Annotated in this window: 17 protein-coding genes; 6 read left to right on the top strand and 11 right to left on the bottom strand. The window is 42.7% G+C overall.

The annotated features are described in order from the left end of the window. Positions 1-89 precede the first annotated feature (89 nt). Complete coding sequence (locus AB4323_RS08210; protein WP_372152126.1) at positions 90-3,701, top strand: VWA domain-containing protein; 3,612 nt, start codon at positions 90-92, stop codon at positions 3,699-3,701. A 71-nt stretch (positions 3,702-3,772) separates the two neighbouring features. Here the strand turns inward: AB4323_RS08210 and AB4323_RS08205 are convergent, their stop codons facing one another. Continuing rightward, positions 3,773-4,966 (bottom strand): class I SAM-dependent methyltransferase, encoded by a 1,194-nt coding sequence (locus tag AB4323_RS08205; protein WP_017059708.1) that lies wholly within the window; start codon positions 4,964-4,966, stop codon positions 3,773-3,775. A gap of 128 nt (positions 4,967-5,094) precedes the next feature. Further along, on the bottom strand, positions 5,095-6,498 hold the full coding sequence (locus tag AB4323_RS08200; protein WP_136974302.1) for a methyl-accepting chemotaxis protein: 1,404 nt from the start codon (positions 6,496-6,498) through the stop codon (positions 5,095-5,097). 88 nt (positions 6,499-6,586) lie between these two features. Between AB4323_RS08200 and yccX the strand changes: the two genes are divergently transcribed. Further along, positions 6,587-6,874, top strand: a complete 288-nt coding sequence (gene yccX / locus AB4323_RS08195; RefSeq protein WP_372152124.1) for an acylphosphatase — start codon at positions 6,587-6,589, stop codon at positions 6,872-6,874. Between the two features lie 59 nt (positions 6,875-6,933). On the opposite strand, the gene AB4323_RS08190 is transcribed toward yccX, so the two are convergent. The 6 genes from AB4323_RS08190 to AB4323_RS08165 form a co-directional block, all read right to left on the bottom strand. Further along, entirely contained in the window at positions 6,934-7,263 is a 330-nt protein-coding gene (locus tag AB4323_RS08190) for a TusE/DsrC/DsvC family sulfur relay protein (RefSeq protein WP_017057205.1), read from the bottom strand. 160 nt (positions 7,264-7,423) lie between these two features. Further along, entirely contained in the window at positions 7,424-8,089 is a 666-nt protein-coding gene (locus AB4323_RS08185) for a Bax inhibitor-1/YccA family protein (protein ID WP_017057206.1), read from the bottom strand. 282 nt (positions 8,090-8,371) lie between these two features. Further along, entirely contained in the window at positions 8,372-9,136 is a 765-nt protein-coding gene (locus tag AB4323_RS08180) for an amino acid ABC transporter ATP-binding protein (RefSeq protein ID WP_017059704.1), read from the bottom strand. A gap of 22 nt (positions 9,137-9,158) precedes the next feature. Continuing rightward, complete coding sequence (locus AB4323_RS08175; RefSeq protein WP_017059703.1) at positions 9,159-10,256, bottom strand: amino acid ABC transporter permease; 1,098 nt, start codon at positions 10,254-10,256, stop codon at positions 9,159-9,161. 1 nt (position 10,257) lies between these two features. Further along, the gene (locus tag AB4323_RS08170) at positions 10,258-11,463 is read right to left on the bottom strand and encodes an amino acid ABC transporter permease (protein WP_017066316.1); all 1,206 of its coding nucleotides are present in this window, start codon (positions 11,461-11,463) and stop codon (positions 10,258-10,260) included. A 71-nt stretch (positions 11,464-11,534) separates the two neighbouring features. Continuing rightward, positions 11,535-12,563, bottom strand: a complete 1,029-nt coding sequence (locus AB4323_RS08165; protein WP_017059701.1) for an amino acid ABC transporter substrate-binding protein — start codon at positions 12,561-12,563, stop codon at positions 11,535-11,537. 480 nt (positions 12,564-13,043) lie between these two features. On the opposite strand from AB4323_RS08165, the gene AB4323_RS08160 reads away from it, so the two are divergent. Continuing rightward, positions 13,044-13,985 carry a bifunctional precorrin-2 dehydrogenase/sirohydrochlorin ferrochelatase gene (locus AB4323_RS08160; RefSeq protein WP_017059700.1) on the top strand — a complete coding sequence of 314 codons (942 nt, stop codon included), beginning with the start codon at positions 13,044-13,046 and terminating at the stop codon, positions 13,983-13,985. Between the two features lie 187 nt (positions 13,986-14,172). Here AB4323_RS08160 and AB4323_RS08155 read toward each other — a convergent pair whose 3' ends face one another. Both AB4323_RS08155 and AB4323_RS08150 read right to left on the bottom strand, forming a co-directional pair. After that, the gene (locus AB4323_RS08155) at positions 14,173-14,655 is read right to left on the bottom strand and encodes a YajQ family cyclic di-GMP-binding protein (RefSeq protein WP_017063832.1); all 483 of its coding nucleotides are present in this window, start codon (positions 14,653-14,655) and stop codon (positions 14,173-14,175) included. A 12-nt stretch (positions 14,656-14,667) separates the two neighbouring features. After that, on the bottom strand, positions 14,668-15,726 hold the full coding sequence (locus tag AB4323_RS08150; RefSeq protein ID WP_017059698.1) for a 3-deoxy-7-phosphoheptulonate synthase: 1,059 nt from the start codon (positions 15,724-15,726) through the stop codon (positions 14,668-14,670). A 207-nt stretch (positions 15,727-15,933) separates the two neighbouring features. Here AB4323_RS08150 and AB4323_RS08145 point away from each other — a divergent pair, with 207 nt between their 5' ends. After that, positions 15,934-16,821 (top strand): putative PEP-binding protein, encoded by an 888-nt coding sequence (locus AB4323_RS08145; protein WP_017059697.1) that lies wholly within the window; start codon positions 15,934-15,936, stop codon positions 16,819-16,821. A 176-nt stretch (positions 16,822-16,997) separates the two neighbouring features. After that, a complete protein-coding gene (locus AB4323_RS08140; RefSeq protein WP_017059696.1) occupies positions 16,998-17,483 on the top strand; it encodes a PaaI family thioesterase in 486 nt (161 codons plus the stop codon). Between the two features lie 108 nt (positions 17,484-17,591). Here AB4323_RS08140 and AB4323_RS08135 read toward each other — a convergent pair whose 3' ends face one another. Then, positions 17,592-18,947, bottom strand: coding sequence for a hypothetical protein (locus AB4323_RS08135; RefSeq protein WP_017063834.1), 1,356 nt, complete (start codon positions 18,945-18,947; stop codon positions 17,592-17,594). A gap of 28 nt (positions 18,948-18,975) precedes the next feature. Here AB4323_RS08135 and AB4323_RS08130 point away from each other — a divergent pair, with 28 nt between their 5' ends. Continuing rightward, positions 18,976-19,884, top strand: a complete 909-nt coding sequence (locus AB4323_RS08130) for a S1 RNA-binding domain-containing protein (RefSeq protein WP_017059694.1) — start codon at positions 18,976-18,978, stop codon at positions 19,882-19,884. Positions 19,885-20,059 lie beyond the last annotated feature (175 nt).

Genomic DNA, 20,059 nt, shown 5'->3' with positions numbered 1-20,059 from the left:
TCAATGACGATGCGGTACCTAATACGTCGAACTCTCACATTATAGGAACAGAAGATACAACATACACATTTAAGTCGTCAGACTTTAATGTGACAGACCAGGACTCGTCTAATTTAACGATTGTAATTACAAGTGAACCTGCTTCTGGAACTCTTTACTATCTTGACGGGAACTTATGGGTCGAACTAACAGAGTCGGTTATTGGGGCTGATGGGTATGAAATTACTCAATCAGAAATTGACTCAGGCAAGTTAGTTTTTGTTCCTATTTCGGACGAATCTAGTACTTCAATGTTTGATGACGAAGGAACTTCCGGGAATAATTTAGGTGATTATACCGAGTTTAATTTCTATGCATCTGATGGGGTAAATGTCAGTGGCGGTTCGATAATGTCTATTGATATTTCTGCCGTTGCAGACGCTCCGACTTTGACTGTAAATAGCGATAACGTTACAGCGGCAATTGACTTTGATGATACAAATTATTCCGGAAGTTGGGGTAGTGTCAATATCAACCAAGTATTCGGCCCCGGAACTGTAGGAGAGTGGCATAGCAGTAATGGTAACCGTGTCGAAGTTGGTAGAGAGTCAACATATCGTTCTGGCGGTGACTCAACAAATACTGTTTTAGAAATAGAATATAACAACGTTGATGACGTTGTTTATACGGATATCGATGTGGAACAAGGGCAATACTATTCGTTCAGTTTTGATATCAGCGGTCGTGATAATTCAATTTCAAATGGCAACTCCGATCTCAATGTTGTTTGGATCAATATGGATACAGGTCAGGAGACAGTTCTTTATGAATTTAGACCTAATGATGAGGATTGGTTGAGAGATCAAACAGTTGTACTACCATCAGATGTTGGCGGTAATTATCGTCTATTACTCGTTTCAGCAGATACACAAGCTAGTAGTAGTGTAGGTGCAATTTTAGACAATTTGGAAATTGTTAAAGCTGACTCTCAAGGGTTTGAAGATGGCTTTATAGCTCTGCCTGACTTTGAAGCTGCATTGAACGATATCGATAGCTCGGAAGTATTATCCCTATCATTATCTGGTCTTCCAATTGGTACACAGATTACTGATGGTTCGGTTACATTGGTTGTTACTTCAAATAGTGGCGTTGATATATCTAGTTTAGATATGGACAATTTATCCGTAATTGTAGATGTTCCCGGGGTTTATAATTATTCAATAACCGCTACTGCTACTGAAGTTAGTAATTCTGATACAGCATCAATCACTGCAGACTTAGTCCTTACAGTGTTAGAGTTACCACAAAGGCCTGACGTAGGTACTAGTGAAGCAAGGATTGCCGAAGAGGGGTTATTGACTGGGTTACAAGATGATATTGGTATTACCAATGGTTCCGATTTAACTAATAATTCGTCATATTCTGGGGTAATTTCATTACAAGACAATAATGGCGATATGTTAGAAGTGAGTTTAGTTGAACCAACAAGCAATATTTATACTAGTAATGGAACCTTAGTTGAGTGGTCTGTGTCGTCAGATGGACAAACTTTAATTGGTAGTGCAAATACTGACGCTAATAATTCAACGTTAAATGAAACAATCATCACTGTTGTAATTGATGACGATGGTAACTATAACGTCGAGCTTAGTTCAGGGCTTCAACATGATGACCCATCAGGTGAAGATATAATGTCATTCGAGATACCAGTTAAGGCTTCCGACGGAACTCTTACAGGTAACGGCTCAATTTCTATTATTGTTGAGGACGACTCTCCAGAGTCGCAAAGAATCCACCATGACGTTGTCGCCGAAACTAAATCGGGTGCCAATGTCCAGCTAGTTCTGGATGTTTCAGGCTCGATGAAAGAAGACGCAGGTAACGGAAAATCCAAACTTCAAGTAATGAAAGAATCAACGATTCAGATGCTTAAGCAATATGAATCACTTGGCGAAACCAGAGTTCAGATAGTTGCTTTTTCAGATAACTATTACGGTAATCAAAATGCAGCGAACTACACAGCTTGGATCTCAGTAACCGCTGCAATTAGTTATGTTAATGGATTGAATGCTGGCGGCGGTACCGACTATGATGATGCTTTATGGATTGCAAACCAAACTTGGGATCAATCAGGTCGCTTGTCAAACGCCAGTAATATTAGCTATTTCTTATCTGATGGCAAACCAACAGGTTCAGATAGTGAAAACTCAAATATAATTAGCCAGGCTGAAGAGGGATGGTGGAAAACCCATCTTGAGCAGCACGATATTACAGCACAGTCTTATGGCATCGGTAATAATGCTCCTGCAGAATACCTCAACCCTGGTTCCTATGATGGGTTAACCGATCAGGATACGGAAGCGATTATTGTTCCCGATGTTACACAGTTACCTCCAGTGTTGCTGCAATCGTTGATACAACCGATTGGCGGGAGTTTACTATCACATAACCAAGGGGCTGATGACGCGGTTGTAAGTCGAATAGCCATTGAAGGTGTAACGTTTAACTATAACGGCAGTACTGTCACCTCGATTGGTTCGAACTCGAGTGTTTCACACACTTTTGATAGTGATACAAAGACTTTAACCATCTATATTGATTCTAAACATAGCTTAGTAATTGATCTAGATGACGGCGGTTACCAGTTCTTTGGCGCAGCGGATAATAAACCTGTTGAATTAAACTTTTACTATACGGTGACTGACTTTGATGGTGACAGCAGCACCAGCTTGCTATCATTTGAGATCGACGGCGTTAATGTAGTTTCAGATGTGAACTCTGAAGGTGATATAGTCGACCATGTTCGCTTGAATCATTATGGGCATTCATCTGAAGAGCTGCTTTGGAGCCAAAATCCGGCAGGAAAGGACAATCAAAAAGTCGACGGACATAAAGATGGAATAGTAATTGATGTAGGCGCCGCAGGTGACGATGTATTCCTAGGTGAAGGTGATGACACACTGTATTTGGGCGATAGCCATACTACTCTCGACAATAATGCTAACTCTGCTGCAAGCATCAACGCAGCTAACAATGACATGAAGGCGTTTATGTCTGGTGGAGATCTAGAACATCTTCAAAGCCCTTCTGATGAAAACAGCGCCTTGAATAGTTTACAGTTTAGCAGTGCACATATTGATGTTGGTCATAGTGGCGCAGGTGGCGATCATGTGTATGGTCAAGGTGGTGTTGATATTATCTATGGTGCGGCAGGTAATGATGTATTAGATGGTGGCGAAGGCAATGATGGTTTAAGAGGTGGATCGGGAGAGGATCGCTTAACTGGTGGATCTGGAGAAGACATTTTAATCGGTGGTTTGGGTGATGACATCTTAACCGGTGGTGGTGATGACGACATCTTCAAGTTTGTTGACCAAGATACGTCTAACAGCAAGATTGATATTCGCAATGGAGAGCAGGATATAATCACTGATTTCACGAAGGGTGAGGATAAAATTGATATTTCAGACTTACTACATACTGATTCAAACGATACCATAGATAGTTTACTTCAAGCTAATAAGGTAGATTTAACACTTGAAGCCAGTGATAATTTATCAAATGCAGACCTAAAGCTCACAATCAATGATGGTGGCAACAGTCAAGAAGTTATTATTCAAGGTGTTGGCTCCCAGTTCAGTGATTACATTGAAAGTGGGAGTATTACAAACGTGAGTGGTTTATTAAACGATATTATAAATATTCCTGACATAAACAATTAGACAAAAAGGGCCGAAAGGCCCTTTTTTAATACGTCTGTTTGCTATAAAAGCTAGATCCTAAAGCACTAAGATTAAAGAACCTTACAAGCAAAACCTTTCAGGTAGAAACCTTCTGGGTAGGCAGTGTCTGTTAGGTGGTCGGCTGCTTGTTCGAAGCGTTCTACGAATTTAACAGTGCGGCCTGCATCTAATGCTGCATCAGCAATGATTTTTTGGAACAAATCAGTACCCATTAAGCCAGAGCAAGAGTAGGTGAGTAGAGTGCCACCTGGTTTCAGGATTTGCATCGCAAGCATGTTAACGTCTTTGTAGCCGTTAGCGCCTGAAGTTAGGTTATTCTTGCTTGAAACAAACTTTGGTGGGTCCATGATCACTACGTCAAACTTAGTGCCTTGATCACGGTACTCACGAAGCAGTTTGAAAACGTCAGCGTTTAGGAATACAGCGCGCTTTTTCGAGATATCAAACTCATTAAGTTCAGCGTTGAATTTAGCGGTATCAAGAGCAAGTTGAGATACGTCAGCGTTGATAACACGCTTCGCGTCGCCTTTAAGTGCGTAAAGGCCAAAGCCACCTGTATATGAGAAACAGTTAAGGACATCTTTGCCTTTAACGTACTTCATCGATTCTTTGCGGCTATCACGTTGGTCCATGTAGAAGCCTGTTTTGTGGCCTTCCATAATGTTCACGCTGATTTTAACGCCATTTTCTTCAATCACGATAGATTTTGGTGGCTCTTCACCATGAAGAACGCCGACAACTTGTTCTAGGCCTTCTTTCTTACGAACTGCCACGTCTGAACGCTCGTAGATGTTGCAGTCAGGGAAGCACTCGATTAACGCTTCAACCAATACGCTTTTGTTAAACTCAGCGCCAGCACTTAGCAGTTGGCAAACAAGAAAGTCTTGGTATTTGTCGATTGTGATACCTGGTAAGCCATCAGACTCTGCGGCCGTTAGGCGGTAGCCCGTTAGACCATCACGTTCGATAATGTCTTCTCGTAAAGACTGTGCGTCTTGAATTCGTTTTACGAAGAACGCCTTGTTGATCTCTTCTTTTTCAAATGTCCAAACACGAGCTCGAATTTGAGATTCTGGTGAGTAAGCCGCTTTTGCAAGCCACTGACCATTTTGAGCATATACGTCTACAGTTTCACCTTGTTTTGGTTCGCCTTCGACCTTATCGATACCGCGTGAAAATACCCAAGGGTGTTTGCGGCGTAGTGATTTATCTCGGCCTTTAGCTAGATGAATTGAAGGAGTCATAATTTACTCTGTTTGTTGAATTTGAAGGAGGGGTATTGTCGGGGAAGTGCAGGTGAAAAGCAAATAAGAAAGGGCTGCAGAAGCAGCCCTAGTAATGATTAATCAACACATTGTGGTGGATATCAGTATTAAGCTTTAAGACCTGTCAGCAAACCTTCCATCGTATCGCTTTGTTTACGAAGTTGGTCAACATTGGAATTACTCTTACTGATCATCTCGCAGATACTGTCTGACTGATGACGAATCTCTTCAACACTCTGTGCAATGTTGTCAGCGACTACGCCTTGTTCTTCAGCCGCGGTAGCAATTTGAGTGCTGCTATCTGAAATAGACTGGTTTTTTTCCGCTAATGAACCGATCTCGACGTTCACTTCTGACATCAGTGTTTGGCCTTCGTTAGCATTGTTCACCGTGACTTCCATCAGCTTGGTCAGTGATTGACTGTTACGTTGTAATGATTCAATCATGCTTTGGATTTCAACCGTTGCTTGCTGAGTACGACCGGCAAGGGCACGAACTTCATCGGCAACAACAGCAAATCCACGACCTTGCTCGCCAGCACGTGCGGCTTCGATAGCTGCGTTCAACGCTAACAGGTTAGTCTGTTCAGAAATACCGTTGATGGTTGTGACTACTTCATCGATCTGCGCCGCGTTGGCATCCAGTTCTTCTACTGCTTGTGAAGCGGACTGGATCTCTTGAGATAGGCTAGAGATAGACTCCAGTGTATTTGAAACCTTGACTTGACCGCTCTGAGCAACGCCGCGAGCGTCCATCGTTTGTGAGCTAGACGCATGAGCAAGGGTAGCGACTTCGCGAATGGTAGCCGCCATTTGTTCCGTTGCACTTGCTAAGCTATTCAGGTGTTCTTGTTGGTTACCTGAGATGTCTGAACTTTGTTGTGTTGACTGGTTCAAGTCCGAGCTGATCTGCTGCATGAGAGCGACAGACTCTTGGATTGATAGAACCATGTTTTGTTCACGCTCCGCAACTTTATCGATTGTAATCGCGATTTCACTGAACTCGTCACGAACTAAGAAGTAGTTCATGCGGCAAGTTAAGTCGCCATTCGCAAGCGTGTTCAGAGCTTTGTTCATAGAGAACATCGCGCCGCCAATAAAGGTCATGATGTAGTAAACACCTAGTGCGATAAGCGTTAGGGTTACAGCGATGATAGAAACCTGAGTCGTCGATAGAGCAGACCAAAGGTTTTGGTCATGGTTAGCAACTAGGCTGAACGCTCCATTCATCACTGAAACAGAACCAGCACCGTAGCCTAAAGAGATAGTTTCAGAGCTGCTGACAAGCTGAGCTACTTGATATTTAGTGAGTTGACCCGCTTCGATAAGCCCTTTCATCAAGAGCATTTCTTCTTGATAAAGGTGAGCAAGTAAAGAGTCCGCGGCACTATCTAAAACGAGAGTTAATATAACCAGGGCGAGAAGAGGCAATAAGAAGAGTAGATAGAACTTTTCTTGGATTTTTAGGTGAATGAGATATTTGTCAATCCAACGAAATGGGATTTCTTTCATAATCGTTATACTCGAAGTAAGTCCACCAATAAGCGGTGAATGAATAGAAACTCGACTATATCATTCATATAATTTATGAGGCAACGTTATGGAAAGTTCACAATATATATTTGTCGTGTCAGGCGTAGTTCAATGTGTTGGGTTCCGTTACCACACCAGTAGGCAGGCGCAAGCTATGGGTCTCTCAGGTTATGCAAAGAACTTAAATGATGGTCGAGTTGAAGTGTTAGTTGTCGGAGAGAGTCAGCAAATTGAGAAGTTACATGCTTGCCTCTATATTGGCCCTTCGAGCGCAACAGTAGACAACGTTGTGATGCATCAAGTTAAAGATAGTGAGCGCCAAGACGTACGCATAGGGGCGTTTAAAATACTGTAGTTGTAGCACTACAGTATTTTATATTGAACGTAACTTAATGACCTAAAGCGGGTTAGGTTTTACAAGCACTTTGCTGGTTTAGGTAAACCGGCGAGCTTGGTCGCTTGTTTTGCAGGGCCTTTTTTGAATAACTTGAAAAGGTACTTACTATTGCCTTTTTCTGGGCCGTGAGCTTTTTCCATTGCTTTAACGAGCATGCGAACCGCTGGTGAGGTGTTGAACTCTTCGTAAAAGCTCCTTACAAAATGTACGACTTCTAAGTGTGCATCTGTAAGTTCAATCGCCTCGTCTTGAGCAAGAATTTCAATCATGCCTTCTTCCCATTGCGTGTAATCCAATAGGTAGCCTTGAGCGTCGGTTTCGATTTGCTTGCCGTTATATTCAAACATGTTTAATCCAGAATCCAATTAACTATGTGGATAGGGTACATGACCAAGTTTATCTTTCTCAACAGAAATTGTAGCTATCTAAAGAAATATTGCACTTATAGATACAAAAAAGCCCAAGAGGTAGGCTCTTGGGCTAGATATTCTTCAGTGATGGGAACGATTAGTCGTCGCTGCCCATGATACCTAGGATGCTTAGTAGGCTGATGAAGATGTTGTAGATCGATACATACAAGCTGATCGTTGCAGAGATGTAGTTTGTTTCACCGCCACGAATGATGTTTTGCGTTGTAAGCAAGATAACACCAGTCGAGAACAGGATGAACATACCGCTCATTGCCAATGATAGTAGAGGCATTTGTAGGAAGATGTTTGCAACCATACCTACAAGTAGTACTACGAAACCAGCTAATAGCATGCCATTAAGGAACGACAGGTCACGCTTAGTTGTTAGTGCGTAAGCTGATGCGCCCATAAACGCCAGTGCTGTACCGCCAAGTGCAGTTAGGATGACATCACCCATGCCTGCGCCAACGTACATGTTTAAGATTGGACCGATGGTGTAGCCTAAGAAACCCGTAAATAGGAATGTGAAGACTAGACCCATACTGTTGTCACGGTTCTTTTCTGTTAGGAAAAGTAGGCCGTAGAAGCCAACAAGCATGATAATAAGACCCGGGCGAGGAAGGTTCATCGCCATGGATACGCCTGCTACAACAGCAGACCAAAGTAGTGTCATAGACAGTAATGCGTAGGTGTTACGCAACACTTTATTGGTTTGCAGAGCACTTTCTTGAGATGCTGTGCGTGAAAACATAGGGCTGTTCATAATCTTCCTCGTAAGGTGACTTCAATAGTTATTAGTACATTTATGGGGGTGAAAGTTCGAAAAATCAAGTCTCTCATTCCTCTTGTATACGTAAAATAATAATCAAAATAGTCGGTTAAGTGTTTCTGAAGGTGTAACAAAGTATTTCTTAAAGTGCAGTTAAGGTTCGTTGTTCAATTTTAATCGCACTGAATCGCTGTTTATAATCTTGAAAAACTAATTATAACACTGAAAACAAAGAGGCGACCTAAGCCGCCTCTGTAGTTTATGCATCATAACACATTAGTGGTGTAAGATTTGGCTTAAGAAGTTCTGCGTTCTGTCTGATTGTGGGTTTTCAAAGAAATCGACAGGGTTGTTCTCTTCTATGATTTCACCGGCATCCATGAAGATAACGCGATCCGCGACCTCTTTAGCAAAGCCCATCTCGTGCGTTACACAAAGCATCGTCATGCCTTCTTCTGCAAGCTCAACCATAACGTCTAACACCTCACGAACCATTTCTGGATCGAGCGCCGACGTTGGCTCATCAAACAGCATCACTTGAGGGTTCATACACAAAGAGCGAGCGATAGCTACACGCTGCTGTTGACCACCTGAAAGCTGACCTGGGAACTTGTCCGCTTGCTCAGGGATTTTTACGCGCTCTAGGTACTTCATTGCAATCGCTTCGGCTTCTTCTTTTGGCATCTTTTTGACCCAGATTGGAGCCAGAGTACAGTTCTCTAATACCGTCAGATGTGGAAACAGATTGAAGTGTTGGAAACACATGCCGACATCTCTACGCACGGCTTCGATGTTCTTTAGGTCTTCCGTTAATTCATTACCTGAAACGAAGATATGACCTTTTTGGTGCTCTTCTAATCGGTTGATGCAGCGGATCATCGTTGATTTACCAGAGCCTGAAGGGCCACAGATAACGATTTTCTCGCCTTTTTTAACTTCTAAATTGATGTTCTTAAGTACGTGGAATTCACCGTACCACTTGTTCATGTCTTTCAACTCGATCATAAGACCTTGAGAGTTGTTTTCTGTCTGCTGCGTCATAATACGTCCTTGATCTTGTTAATTATCGTTTGTGACCGGTGTGAAGTCTGTTTTCTAGCCATATCGAATATCTCGACATGCCAAAACAAAACACCCAGAACACTAACGCGACAAATACATAACTTTCTGTTGAATACCCAAGCCATTCAGGGTCGGTATTCGCGGCTTGGCCAATTCCTAGTACATCAAACATACCAATAATCAAAACAAGACTGGTATCTTTAAACAAACCAATGAAGGTGTTCACAATTGAAGGAATCGTGATTTTAAGAGCTTGAGGTAGAATGATAAGCCCGGTCTTTTTCCAGTAGCTTAACCCCAGAGCATCAGCTGCTTCGTATTGGCCTTTTGGTATTGCTTGTAGACCACCTCGAATTACTTCGGCCATGTAGGCTGCACTGAATAGAACTACCCCTACAAGTGCTCGAATGAGCTTATCGGTTTCTGTCCCTTCTGATAAAAAGAGTGGCAGCATTACTGAAGCCATGAATAGAACTGTAATGAGCGGTACGCCACGCCAAATTTCGATGTATACGGTACACATACTGCGAATGATCGGCATCTCTGAGCGACGCCCAAGAGCAAGTGCAACACCAATAGGGAGTGACACTACAATACCAACAAGTGCGATGACCAGTGTAACCAATAGGCCGCCCCATTTATGGGTATCAACAACTTCTAACCCAAAGACGCCACCGTATAGCAAGCCGGCAATGATAAATGGGTAGATGTTGACGAAGAACAACCAAATCCACGTACGTTTAGGTGTTTTTTCATAAGCCAGTAAGGCTACAAAAATGGCCAACGTTGCGTAGAAGAGGCGAGGTCGCCACAGTTCAGCTTCTGGGTAGAAGCCATACATGAATTGGTCCCAACGAACGCTGATAAAAACCCAACAAGCGCCTTCGCTAGTACAGGCATCGCGTGTGGTTCCTATCCAGTCGGCACTGATGAATGCCCAATCCGCTATTGCCCATAATAGGGTGAAAGCAAAGTAAGCAAGAATCACAGTGACGACGCTGTTAATAGGTCCATTAAATAGATTTTTTCTTAACCAACCGACTGGCCCAACGGTATTCGCTGGAGGCGGAAGATCAGGTTGAAATTGATGTGTACTCATCTTATCTCTCCACCAACGCTACTTTGCGGTTGTATATGTTCATTAGAGCGGACGTTAATAGGCTCAAGGTTAGGTAGACGCCCATTGTCATCGCGATTACTTCGATAGCTTGTCCAGTTTGGTTAAGTGTTGTTCCTGCAAATACAGAGACAAGATCAGGATAACCAATGGCCATCGCAAGTGATGAGTTTTTGGTCAGGTTTAGATACTGACTGGTTAGTGGTGGGATAATGATTCTTAATGCTTGTGGAATAATGACAAGCTTTAGAGTTCTAGAACGTGGGATGCCTAGAGACATCGCAGCCTCAGTTTGCCCATGGTTTACCGCGTTAATACCTGAACGAACAATCTCAGCAATGAACGCTGCTGTATAGATACTTAAAGCGAGCATCAATGCAGCAAGCTCAGGGATTATCGTAACACCACCCTTGAAGTTAAACCCTTTCAACACAGGGTAATCTGCAGAGATAGGCATGCCCATAACAAAGTAAGTTATCAACGGTAAGCCTAAAATCAACGCAGCTGCAATTCGCAACATCGGTGTTTGTTGGCCGGTCAGTTTCTGTCTGTTCTTAGCCCAGATGTTGATAATAAACGTAGCGATAATACCGACAATCAATGATGCGATGACAATGCTACTGCCTTGCTCAAAGACTGGAGCAGGGAAGTACAACCCGCGTACGTTCAAGAAAATTGCTTCACCTAGACTCATACTTTGACGAGCAGAAGGCAAGGCTTGTAGAACGGCGAAATACCAGAAAAAGATTTGTAATAGCAGAGGGATATTTCGGAATATCTCAATGTAGACAGCTGCAAATCGGCTAACTAGCCAGTTTGAAGAGAGCCTAGCGATACCCATACTAAAGCCCAGCACTGTCGCTAGCATGATGCCGAGTACTGAAACCAAAGCGGTATTGAGAAGACCGATAAAGAATGTACGACCGTATGAGAAGGTCTCGTCGTATTCAATCAGTGTTAAGCCGATACCAAAACCAGCTTCTTGGGAGAGAAAATCAAAACCAGTGGTGATACCACGGGAATCTAAGTTTGTGAGTGCATTATTTACAATCGTGTAAAAGAAAGCACAAAGCGCCCCGACGGCGATAATTTGGAAAATGATGGAGCGAAAAGTGGGGTTGTAAAATAAGTTGGCACTTTTGGGCTGTGGCTTTGCCTGAGCTGGAGAAATAGTTTCATTAGGTTTCATACTACTATAACCTCAAATCCATTTAATAAATAGGGCGGAAAACTCCGCCCTAATTGATGCTTGAAAATTTATTAACGGATTGGTGGAGCGTACATAAAGCCGCCCGCATTCCATAATGCATTTACACCACGAGAGATTTGAAGTGGAGAACCTGTACCAACAGTACGTTCAAAACTCTCACCGTAGTTACCAACTTGCTTAATTACTTGGTAACCCCAGTCGTCGCGAATGCCAAGGCCTTTACCTTTAGGACCGTCTACACCAAGAATACGTTTGATGTTTGGATCTTTTGACTTAAGCATTTCGTCTGCATTTTTAGAAGAGATGCCGTATTCTTCCGCGTTAATCATTGCTGAAAGTGTCCACTTAGCAACGTTAAACCATTGATCATCATCTTGACGAACAACAGGGCCTAGAGGCTCTTTAGAGATGATTTCAGGAAGTACTTCTGCAGATTTAGGATCAGCTAGGTTTAGGCGAAGTGCGTATAGACCAGATTGGTCAGTTGTTAGTACGTCACAACGACCTGCGTCGAAACCTTTCGATGTTTGTGCTGCCGTATCGAATACCACTGGCTTGTAAGACATGCCACTGTTACGGAAGTAATCGGCTAGGTTAAGTTCAGTTGTTGTACCTGATTGAACACATACAGAAGCGCCATCAAGCTCTTGAGCACTTGTTAGGCCAAGTTCTTTCTTAACCATGAAGCCTTGACCATCGTAGTAGTTAACGCCTACGAAGTTCAGACCTAGAGCAGTGTCACGATGTAATGTCCATGTTGTGTTACGAGATAGTACGTCGATTTCGCCAGATTGAAGCGCAGTAAAACGCTCTTTTGCTGTTAGAGGTACATACTTAACTTTAGTCTTGTCACCGAGTACAGCCGCTGCAAGAGCTTGACAATACTCAACATCAATTCCTTCCCATTCACCTTTTGAGTTAGGGTTAGAGAACCCTGGAAGACCGGTACTTACACCACAAGTTAGAAAACCTTGAGATGTGACTTTGTCCAGAGTGCTTTCTGCCGCTGATGCCGATGTTGCCATCATCGCAGTTGATGCAGCTACTACTGAAGCAAGAAGTGTTAGTTTATTTGTCATTTGTATCCTTCCTTGTTAACCAGGTGACACCTGATACTCGTGCTCGTTTGAGTTTCTCTTATGTGTTGCGTTTTCTATGACCTTGTTGTTCAAATTAAACGAGTTGCATTTTGCAAATGAAACTGTGTGCGATTTAAACAACTGTTTATAAGGTTAGGAAAGGATCCGTAGTTTCACAAATGTATAATTTAAAAAGAATTTTGAATGAAATCACAAATCCGAACACAATTAGAATGACCAAATGTTAAGTGAATGTAAATAGTGCAACGGTTCACACTGTTGGTGCAACGAGATTTAGATTTTTATATTGATAATCGACTAGATAAATATTCTGAATAAACATCACAATGATGAAATATTAAACTTAAGAAATGTTGAAATTTGGTCAATAAATATTTTTATTACACTTCGATAGTTATGAATATGCTCCAAATTTGGTAGCATGGCTGAATAGTTATTGAAGTAGTCTCAAGGAAGAACATGCGTTATTTCCCAATGTTTTTGGATGTAGAAAATAAGCCAATCTTAGTGGTTGGTGGGGGTGAGGTTGCTTGCCGTAAAGTCGATAGCTTACTACGAGCGGGAGCGGATGTGACTTTGGTGTCTCCCAAGGTAGCGCCTTACTTAAAGCAGCTTGTGGACGAGAACAAGCTTCACTGGGTTCAAAACTTTTACTCGTCACAGATCATATCGAAAAATTACTTGCAGGTTTGGGCCACAACAGACAACCCAAGCTTGAATCACCAAGTGTATAATGATGCGAAAAAACTGGGCATTTTAGTCAATGTGGTTGACGATCTTCCTTACTGCGACTTCATCACACCTTCGATGATAAATCGCGGCAGAATCCAAATTGCCATCTCTAGTGGCGGGGCATCACCTGTTTTAGTAAGAAATATCAGAGAAAAACTCGAAACGGTATTGCCACAAAACATAGGTTTGATAGCAGACTTCGGTGCATCAAAACGCAATTCAATCAAAGAGTCATTCCCAACCGTCGACGAGCGTCGTAAATTTTGGGAGCGTTTCTTGTCATCCAGCTTTATCGAGCAGGTGAATGACAGAGAGCAGTTAGAGTCTTACTACCAGCAAGCGCTAACCGAAGGCATTGATAGCGAAGGGCAGGTCACTTGGATTGAATTCGAGCAAGATGTCGAGCTGTTGTCTATGAAGGCTTTACGTTTGATGCAGGAGGCAGAGCTCGTACTTTCACCGAGCGATTGTCCATTTGAATTTATCGACCTGTGCCGCCGAGATGCAGAAAGAGAGAGCTACGCCAACAGCGGAGAGCTATCAACAAAGCTTGAGCAAGCAAGAGCAGAGAAATTACGAGTGTGTGTGTTTATTCCACCAGCAAGCGTAGAGTTTAATCTGTTGGTCGGCAAAGACCTAAAATTGTCAGCAGCCCAAGTACTCAGTTGAGGTAATTGCTTCTAGTTGAAATGAGAGCTTTCTGGTTGTTTGAAATCGGCTAGAGGCTCGGAATAAAACTAAAGCTGGACCAGATAAATAAAAAGCCACTTCAAAAGAAGTGGCTTTTTGCTATTTCAAACACGACATTGTGCTGATGAATGAGCAACCCAAATAGGCGGTCACTCAAACTCAAAAATTAGTCGCGGAAGTTGTCAAACTGGAAAGGTTGACCAAGTTCACCGCCGCGAACTAGAGCCATAACAGCTTGTAGGTCATCACGCTTCTTACCAGTAACACGAACTTTGTCGCCTTGGATAGAAGCTTGAACTTTAACTTTGTTGTCTTTGATTAGCTTAACGATCTTCTTAGCGACATCAGTTTCAATGCCTTGCTTAAAGATAACCGTTTGGTGCCAAGTGCGACCTGTTTGGTCTGCCGCTTTCGCTTCCATCGCGTTAGGATCAACATTACGCTTCGTTAGGTTGCTGCGAAGGATATCGCGCATTTGCTTCAGTTGAAAATCGTCTTGAGCAGTCAATTTTACTGATTCATCTTTGTAATCAAAGCTTGCGTCAACGCCGCGGAAATCGAAACGAGTCGATAGTTCACGGTTTGCGTTGTCTACTGCGTTACGCAGTTCTACTGCTTCTACTTCAGAGATAATGTCAAATGATGGCATTGTGTTGTTTCCTTAAGCTAAGTTTCTATCTTTAATTGCTGTTGCAAGCATGTCTAGCATTGTTGCAGTATCTTCCCAGCTTAGGCATGGGTCAGTAATCGACTTGCCATATTCTAGGTTGTTAATGTCTGTCATTGGCTGGTTGCCTTCAATAATGAAGCTCTCTGCCATAATGCCTGCAATTTGGTTCTTGTTAGATTTAATTTGCTCACAAATGTCTTGTGCAACTTCTAACTGCTTACGGTGTTGCTTCTGACAGTTAGCGTGGCTAAAGTCTACAACCAAACGTTGAGGTAGATCGAATTCAGCCAGTTGCTTACATGCAGTATCTACAGATTCAGCGTCGAAGTTAGGGCCTTTATCACCACCACGTAGAATAACGTGACCGTATGGGTTGCCAGAAGTACGGTAAACCGTCATGCGGCCGTTCTTATCTGGAGAGTAGAAGTAGTGTGAAGCATGTGCTGCACGAATTGCATCGATAGCAATCTTGATGTTGCCGTTGGTCGCGTTCTTGAAGCCAACAGGGCAAGACAGTGCAGAAGCCATTTCACGGTGAATCTGAGATTCAGTTGTACGAGCGCCAATCGCACCCCAAGTGATAAGGTCTGCAATGTACTGACCTGTGATCATATCAAGGAATTCAGTCGCGGTAGCTAGGCCAAGCTTGTTGATATCTAGCAGAAGCTTACGAGCTTTGTTCAAGCCTGTTTCAAGTGCGTATGAACCATCAAGGTTAGGATCTGTAATCAAACCCTTCCAACCTACAACAGTACGAGGCTTCTCGAAGTAGGTTCTCATTACAACGAACAGTTCATCTTTGTACTGGTCTTGAATTTTGCTTAGGCGCTCAGCGTAATCAAGTGCCGCATCTGTATCGTGAACAGAGCAAGGGCCTACGATAACTAATAGGCGGTTATCACGACCAGTTAGGATATCTTCGATTTGGCGGCGAGAATTTTTAATGCGCTCAGCAACGTCGTCAGTAATAGGGTGTGCATTGCCTAGTTCGGCAGGAGTTGGCATAGGACCCAGAGCTTGGGTTCTCAACTCATCAGTTTTTAATGGCATGTGATAGCTTTTTTATTCTATTGCGAAGTGGTTAAGATAACGGAATTGAACAGAGGAATAAACTCTATTGAGTCAAAGTTATCTCAGTTATTGCTAATATTCTTATTTTTATCAGCAGGCCAGCGTCAAATAAGGGATTTTCACTTGTATTAACAGGCAGCTATCGGTATTTTCGTTTGAACACAACATAAAAATGCTGGAGCAGCAATGACTCAAGAAAATCAAAGCACTTTGCACCCAGAACTCGTCTTAGGTGATGTGCTGCCTTCTTACAACGATAATAATAATTCTAACCACTTATACGTTTCATTATCAGAATTAGTGATGGATCGTGTCTTCTACCACCCAAGTATCGAGAGTCACTTAGATACTTTGACTGATATTGAAAAAACGTCTTTAGAAGCGATCCTTGGCGATAAAACAGTCGATGAGCATTTTGTTTCGACCTTAGTGATTGCCATTCAAGCTGCCGTTCAGCCAAATCACACTTCTGTTCGTATCGCATTAAGCAGTGCAGACAGCTATGGATTCCGTTCGCTGCTTGGCGGGAACTGTGAAGCAGAAGAGATTAACCCTGCACTAGGTGTTCGTGGCGTTGCTCGTTACGCGACACCAGAATACAGCAAGGCTTTCGCTTTAGAATGTCAGGTTATTAAGGCATTACGTGAGCAGGGCATCAACGTTGAAGTAGTTGTGCCTTACGTTCGTGCGTTAAGCGATGCCGCTAAGATTATTGACCTGCTTGCCGAGCAAGGGCTACCACGCGGCCTTAACGGTTTGAAAGTACTGTTCTCGTGCGATGTGCCGTCTGCAGTGCTACTGAGCGAACGTTTACTGCATTACTTCGATGGTGTAGTGGTAAACGTTGATAGCTTAGCGTCTTTCACTTTAGGCGTAGACAAACACAATGAAGCTCAGCAACACGCTTTTGATCCACAAAATGAGGCGGTCATTACTTTGTTGGATATGATTGTTAAAGCAACCCTGAACGCGAAGAAGCCAGTGCTGCTAGTAACTCAAGGCTTAGTGGATTACCCACGTCTACAAGGTTACATAGCTGATCTTGAAGGCGTAGAAACGGTCGTGACTGCATAAATCGGTTTGTTGTCTTAGTAAGTCAACTGGCTCTATCCGTTTATTTGAAGCGCTAAAGCTTTGAGAATGAAAGAGATATCATTATGCGATGATATCTCTTTTTTGTAACATTTTTTTGACATCTCTATCGCTAATCGATTAACTGGTCTGATGACTGATTTGACTAGGTAATCCGAATGTTGACCCCTCTACAAAAAGCAAATTTCTACTTAAGCATGTTTGGCTTTTTCAAAGTCCCACTTATCTGGTTGTGCCGACCAAAACTACTCGCGTTGGACAACCAACATGTTGAAGTGAAAATCCCGCTTAGAAGGCGTACTAAGAATCACCTTAACAGTATGTACTTTGGCGTTTTGGCTGTAGGTGCGGATGTCGCGGGTGGGTTTCTTGCGATGAGCAAATCTCAGCAGCAAGGTGAAAAGATCTCGTTGGCTTTTAAAGAGGTGACGGGTAACTTTTTGAAGCGCCCTGAAGGTGATGTGCATTTCACTTGTAACGACGGTGAGCTGATCAACACTATGCTGGCAGAAACCATGTCGACCGGAGAACGGGTCAATCAACCCGTAACCATTATCGCGACTTGCCCATCTTTACATGGTGACGAGCCGATGGCGGAGTTCACGCTTACGCTTTCAATTAAGAAAGTCCCTTCAAGAAAATAGCGATTAAATAATAGATTTTGGTTTAGAAGTCATGGGTAACGTTGAAGAGATAAAACAACGGTATGTGAATGGTTTCCACATACCGTTATAGAGAACTTTATAACGGCTCTATGACTCTTGAGTGATCTGCTCAATATCAACTATTTTTGAACGGTTCATAACGATCTTCCAACGGTAGTAGGTTGGTTCGTTATCATGGTTGTTCTCTTTAATGATCAGGTTGAGAAGATGACGCTTTTCTACTGATTCGCGGCTCACTTGTCCTTCATTCAAGCGGTAGATCTTGTTTGAGCCTTTATCCATCAACCGTGTCAGCGCTCTTAGGCTGATCGATAACGTTTCACGAGTCTCCTCATAACCACTCATAAAGGTCGATGTCGACATCTCAGTATGAGAGCGGTAATGCAAGATTTGCTCTTCACGTTGTACCACACGCTTTTTACGGATCGACTGAATGCGATCTGCAAGCTTAGAAAAATTTGCGTAGTCCAACCATTCCAGTTTATGGCCTACTGACTTGTTGGTCGTTGGATCATAGTAACGACGCTTCCATTTTGGCTTGCCTTTACGCAGCCAGCGCCAAAGGATGTCTCTCAAGTCATCTTTAAAGATCTCACGCAGTGCGTAAATGAAAGACATTGCCACGATGAAAGAGGCGGTAATCTCACCAAGAAAGTCACGAGCCAAGATCACAGTAGTGGTCACGACAACCATCACCAAACCGGTCGCGATGCCTTTCACGGCACGCTTAACGTTCTTACCCATCGACGTTGTCTTTTCTTTAAGCACGATAGGGTGTTCAATCAAACGACGCAGCAAACGCATCTTGTTACTCAAGCGGGTAACGTCCTCTCGAACTCTTGCTGAGTTGTAGCGGTTCAGTTTACGGTGCGCGGTCTCTTTATCACAAAGCGTTAAGAGTCGTTCTTTAATCGTTGAATACTCACTACCTCGTGGCATGTGTGAAACTAGCGATAGGAACTTTTGCTCGGTATACCAAGATAGGTAGTTATCGATATTAGCGTAGTAGCGCTTGAGATTTTCTTCGTAAGGGATGCTTCGGCGTAGCTTCTTCAAGATATCTAAAGCCAATTCAATGACTTCATCTACTTCATCAGCCGTTACGTCGTCACTATCAGTTTTATTTAAGCTGCTGACTGCTTTATCTAACGCGATAACATATTGGTAGGCAAACAGACTCAAACTGACACGATACTGTGTTGTAGATAAGCGTCCACGTTTTGCCAAGCGACTGTGTACCAAAGGTAAAAGTGTTTTGTCACTATAGTAGGCACGTTTTTGAGTGATTGAGCTGTAGAAAAAGGCACTTTCAGAAAGCACTTCAGGAGTCAGTCCAAGTTCACCGGGAATGAATAGATAAACGTCCATGTCGAGCTTTTTGGTCTTAGCCATGGCATGGTTAATTTTAAGTGTTATCGCATCTTGTTTATCAACGGTGATCAACGATGTCTCCTAGAATGTAAAAATATGAATGAAACTAGCGAAAGCATATCAGAGATCACGTATAATCTCCGCCAAATTTAAAGTAGAGACAACCTTGATGATTAATATTGGTCAAATAAACAACTTAGAAGTAGTAAAACAAGCAGACTTCGGTGTATTCCTTGACGCGAGCGACTATGGAACCGTGTTGCTGCCGAAACGATTTACTCCTGAAGGTGTTGAAATTGGTCAAAAGCTAGATGTTTTCTTATACATTGATTCTGACAACCAGATCGCTGCAACCACTGAAAAACCAATCGCTCAAGTAGGCCAGTTTGGTTTGATGACGGTTGAAGGTGTTAACAGCACTGGTGCATTCATGAGCTGGGGCGTGAAAGGTAAAGACCTTCTTGTTCCTTTCAGCGAGCAGCGTGGCCGTTTAAACGAAGGCCAGTCAATCTTAGTATATGTGTATATCGATAAAGCATCGAGCCGTATCGTTGGTACAACGAAGTTCAACAAATGGTTAGACAACACGCCTGCTACTTATAAGCAAAATGAGCAAGTTGATCTCATTATCGCTGAGCGCAGCCAATTGGGTTACAAAGCGATCGTGAACGGTGAACACTGGGGTATGATTTTCCCATCTGACATCATCGGTAAGCTGTTCATTGGTAAAACACTAAAAGGCTACATTAAAAACGTTCGTGAAGAAGACGGTAAGATTGATTTGTCTCTTCAGAAAGTTGGTGTCGCTAAGATGGATGACCTAAGCACTAAGGTTCTTGATCTGCTTGAGAAGAAAGGCGGTTACCTGCCTTTGAATGATAAGTCTTCTCCTGAAGTTATTTTCTCTGCATTCAGAACCAGCAAAGGTACGTTCAAGAAGACAATTGGTGGTTTGTACAAATCTGGCAAGATCACTATCGACAAAGAAGGTATTAGCTTAGTTAAATAAGCGATCCTCTCGGTCAAAAAAAAGCCCAAACCTTCCTGTTTGGGCTTAGGGGAAAGGGCTCCGAAGAGCCTACGCTAATCGTTTTAATCTTTTGACTATTAGATTGAAGTCTAGTTTAGATTCCCTAAAGTGCGATTTTTCTTTTTGGAAATAGTGGCTTGAATTGATATTTATG

The sequence above is a fragment of the Vibrio sp. 10N.261.52.C11 genome (genome assembly GCF_041471405.1).
Lineage (GTDB): Bacteria > Pseudomonadota > Gammaproteobacteria > Enterobacterales > Vibrionaceae > Vibrio > Vibrio crassostreae_C.
This window is presented reverse-complemented; position numbering and strand designations above follow the sequence as displayed.

What these genes read in the sequence shown, in the direction of transcription:
- yccX (WP_372152124.1), top strand. Translation starts at nt 6,587, where the DNA reads ATGGAAAGTTCACAATATATATTTGTCGTGTCAGGCGTAGTTCAATGT.
- AB4323_RS08175 (WP_017059703.1), bottom strand. Translation starts at nt 10,256, where the DNA reads ATGAGTACACATCAATTTCAACCTGATCTTCCGCCTCCAGCGAATACC.
- AB4323_RS08130 (WP_017059694.1), top strand. Translation starts at nt 18,976, where the DNA reads ATGAAACTAGCGAAAGCATATCAGAGATCACGTATAATCTCCGCCAAA.
- AB4323_RS08160 (WP_017059700.1), top strand. Translation starts at nt 13,044, where the DNA reads ATGCGTTATTTCCCAATGTTTTTGGATGTAGAAAATAAGCCAATCTTA.
- AB4323_RS08200 (WP_136974302.1), bottom strand. Translation starts at nt 6,498, where the DNA reads ATGAAAGAAATCCCATTTCGTTGGATTGACAAATATCTCATTCACCTA.
- AB4323_RS08180 (WP_017059704.1), bottom strand. Translation starts at nt 9,136, where the DNA reads ATGACGCAGCAGACAGAAAACAACTCTCAAGGTCTTATGATCGAGTTG.
- AB4323_RS08185 (WP_017057206.1), bottom strand. Translation starts at nt 8,089, where the DNA reads ATGAACAGCCCTATGTTTTCACGCACAGCATCTCAAGAAAGTGCTCTG.
- AB4323_RS08170 (WP_017066316.1), bottom strand. Translation starts at nt 11,463, where the DNA reads ATGAAACCTAATGAAACTATTTCTCCAGCTCAGGCAAAGCCACAGCCC.
- AB4323_RS08140 (WP_017059696.1), top strand. Translation starts at nt 16,998, where the DNA reads ATGTTGACCCCTCTACAAAAAGCAAATTTCTACTTAAGCATGTTTGGC.
- AB4323_RS08165 (WP_017059701.1), bottom strand. Translation starts at nt 12,563, where the DNA reads ATGACAAATAAACTAACACTTCTTGCTTCAGTAGTAGCTGCATCAACT.
- AB4323_RS08150 (WP_017059698.1), bottom strand. Translation starts at nt 15,726, where the DNA reads ATGCCATTAAAAACTGATGAGTTGAGAACCCAAGCTCTGGGTCCTATG.
- AB4323_RS08145 (WP_017059697.1), top strand. Translation starts at nt 15,934, where the DNA reads ATGACTCAAGAAAATCAAAGCACTTTGCACCCAGAACTCGTCTTAGGT.
- AB4323_RS08190 (WP_017057205.1), bottom strand. Translation starts at nt 7,263, where the DNA reads ATGTTTGAATATAACGGCAAGCAAATCGAAACCGACGCTCAAGGCTAC.
- AB4323_RS08155 (WP_017063832.1), bottom strand. Translation starts at nt 14,655, where the DNA reads ATGCCATCATTTGACATTATCTCTGAAGTAGAAGCAGTAGAACTGCGT.
- AB4323_RS08205 (WP_017059708.1), bottom strand. Translation starts at nt 4,966, where the DNA reads ATGACTCCTTCAATTCATCTAGCTAAAGGCCGAGATAAATCACTACGC.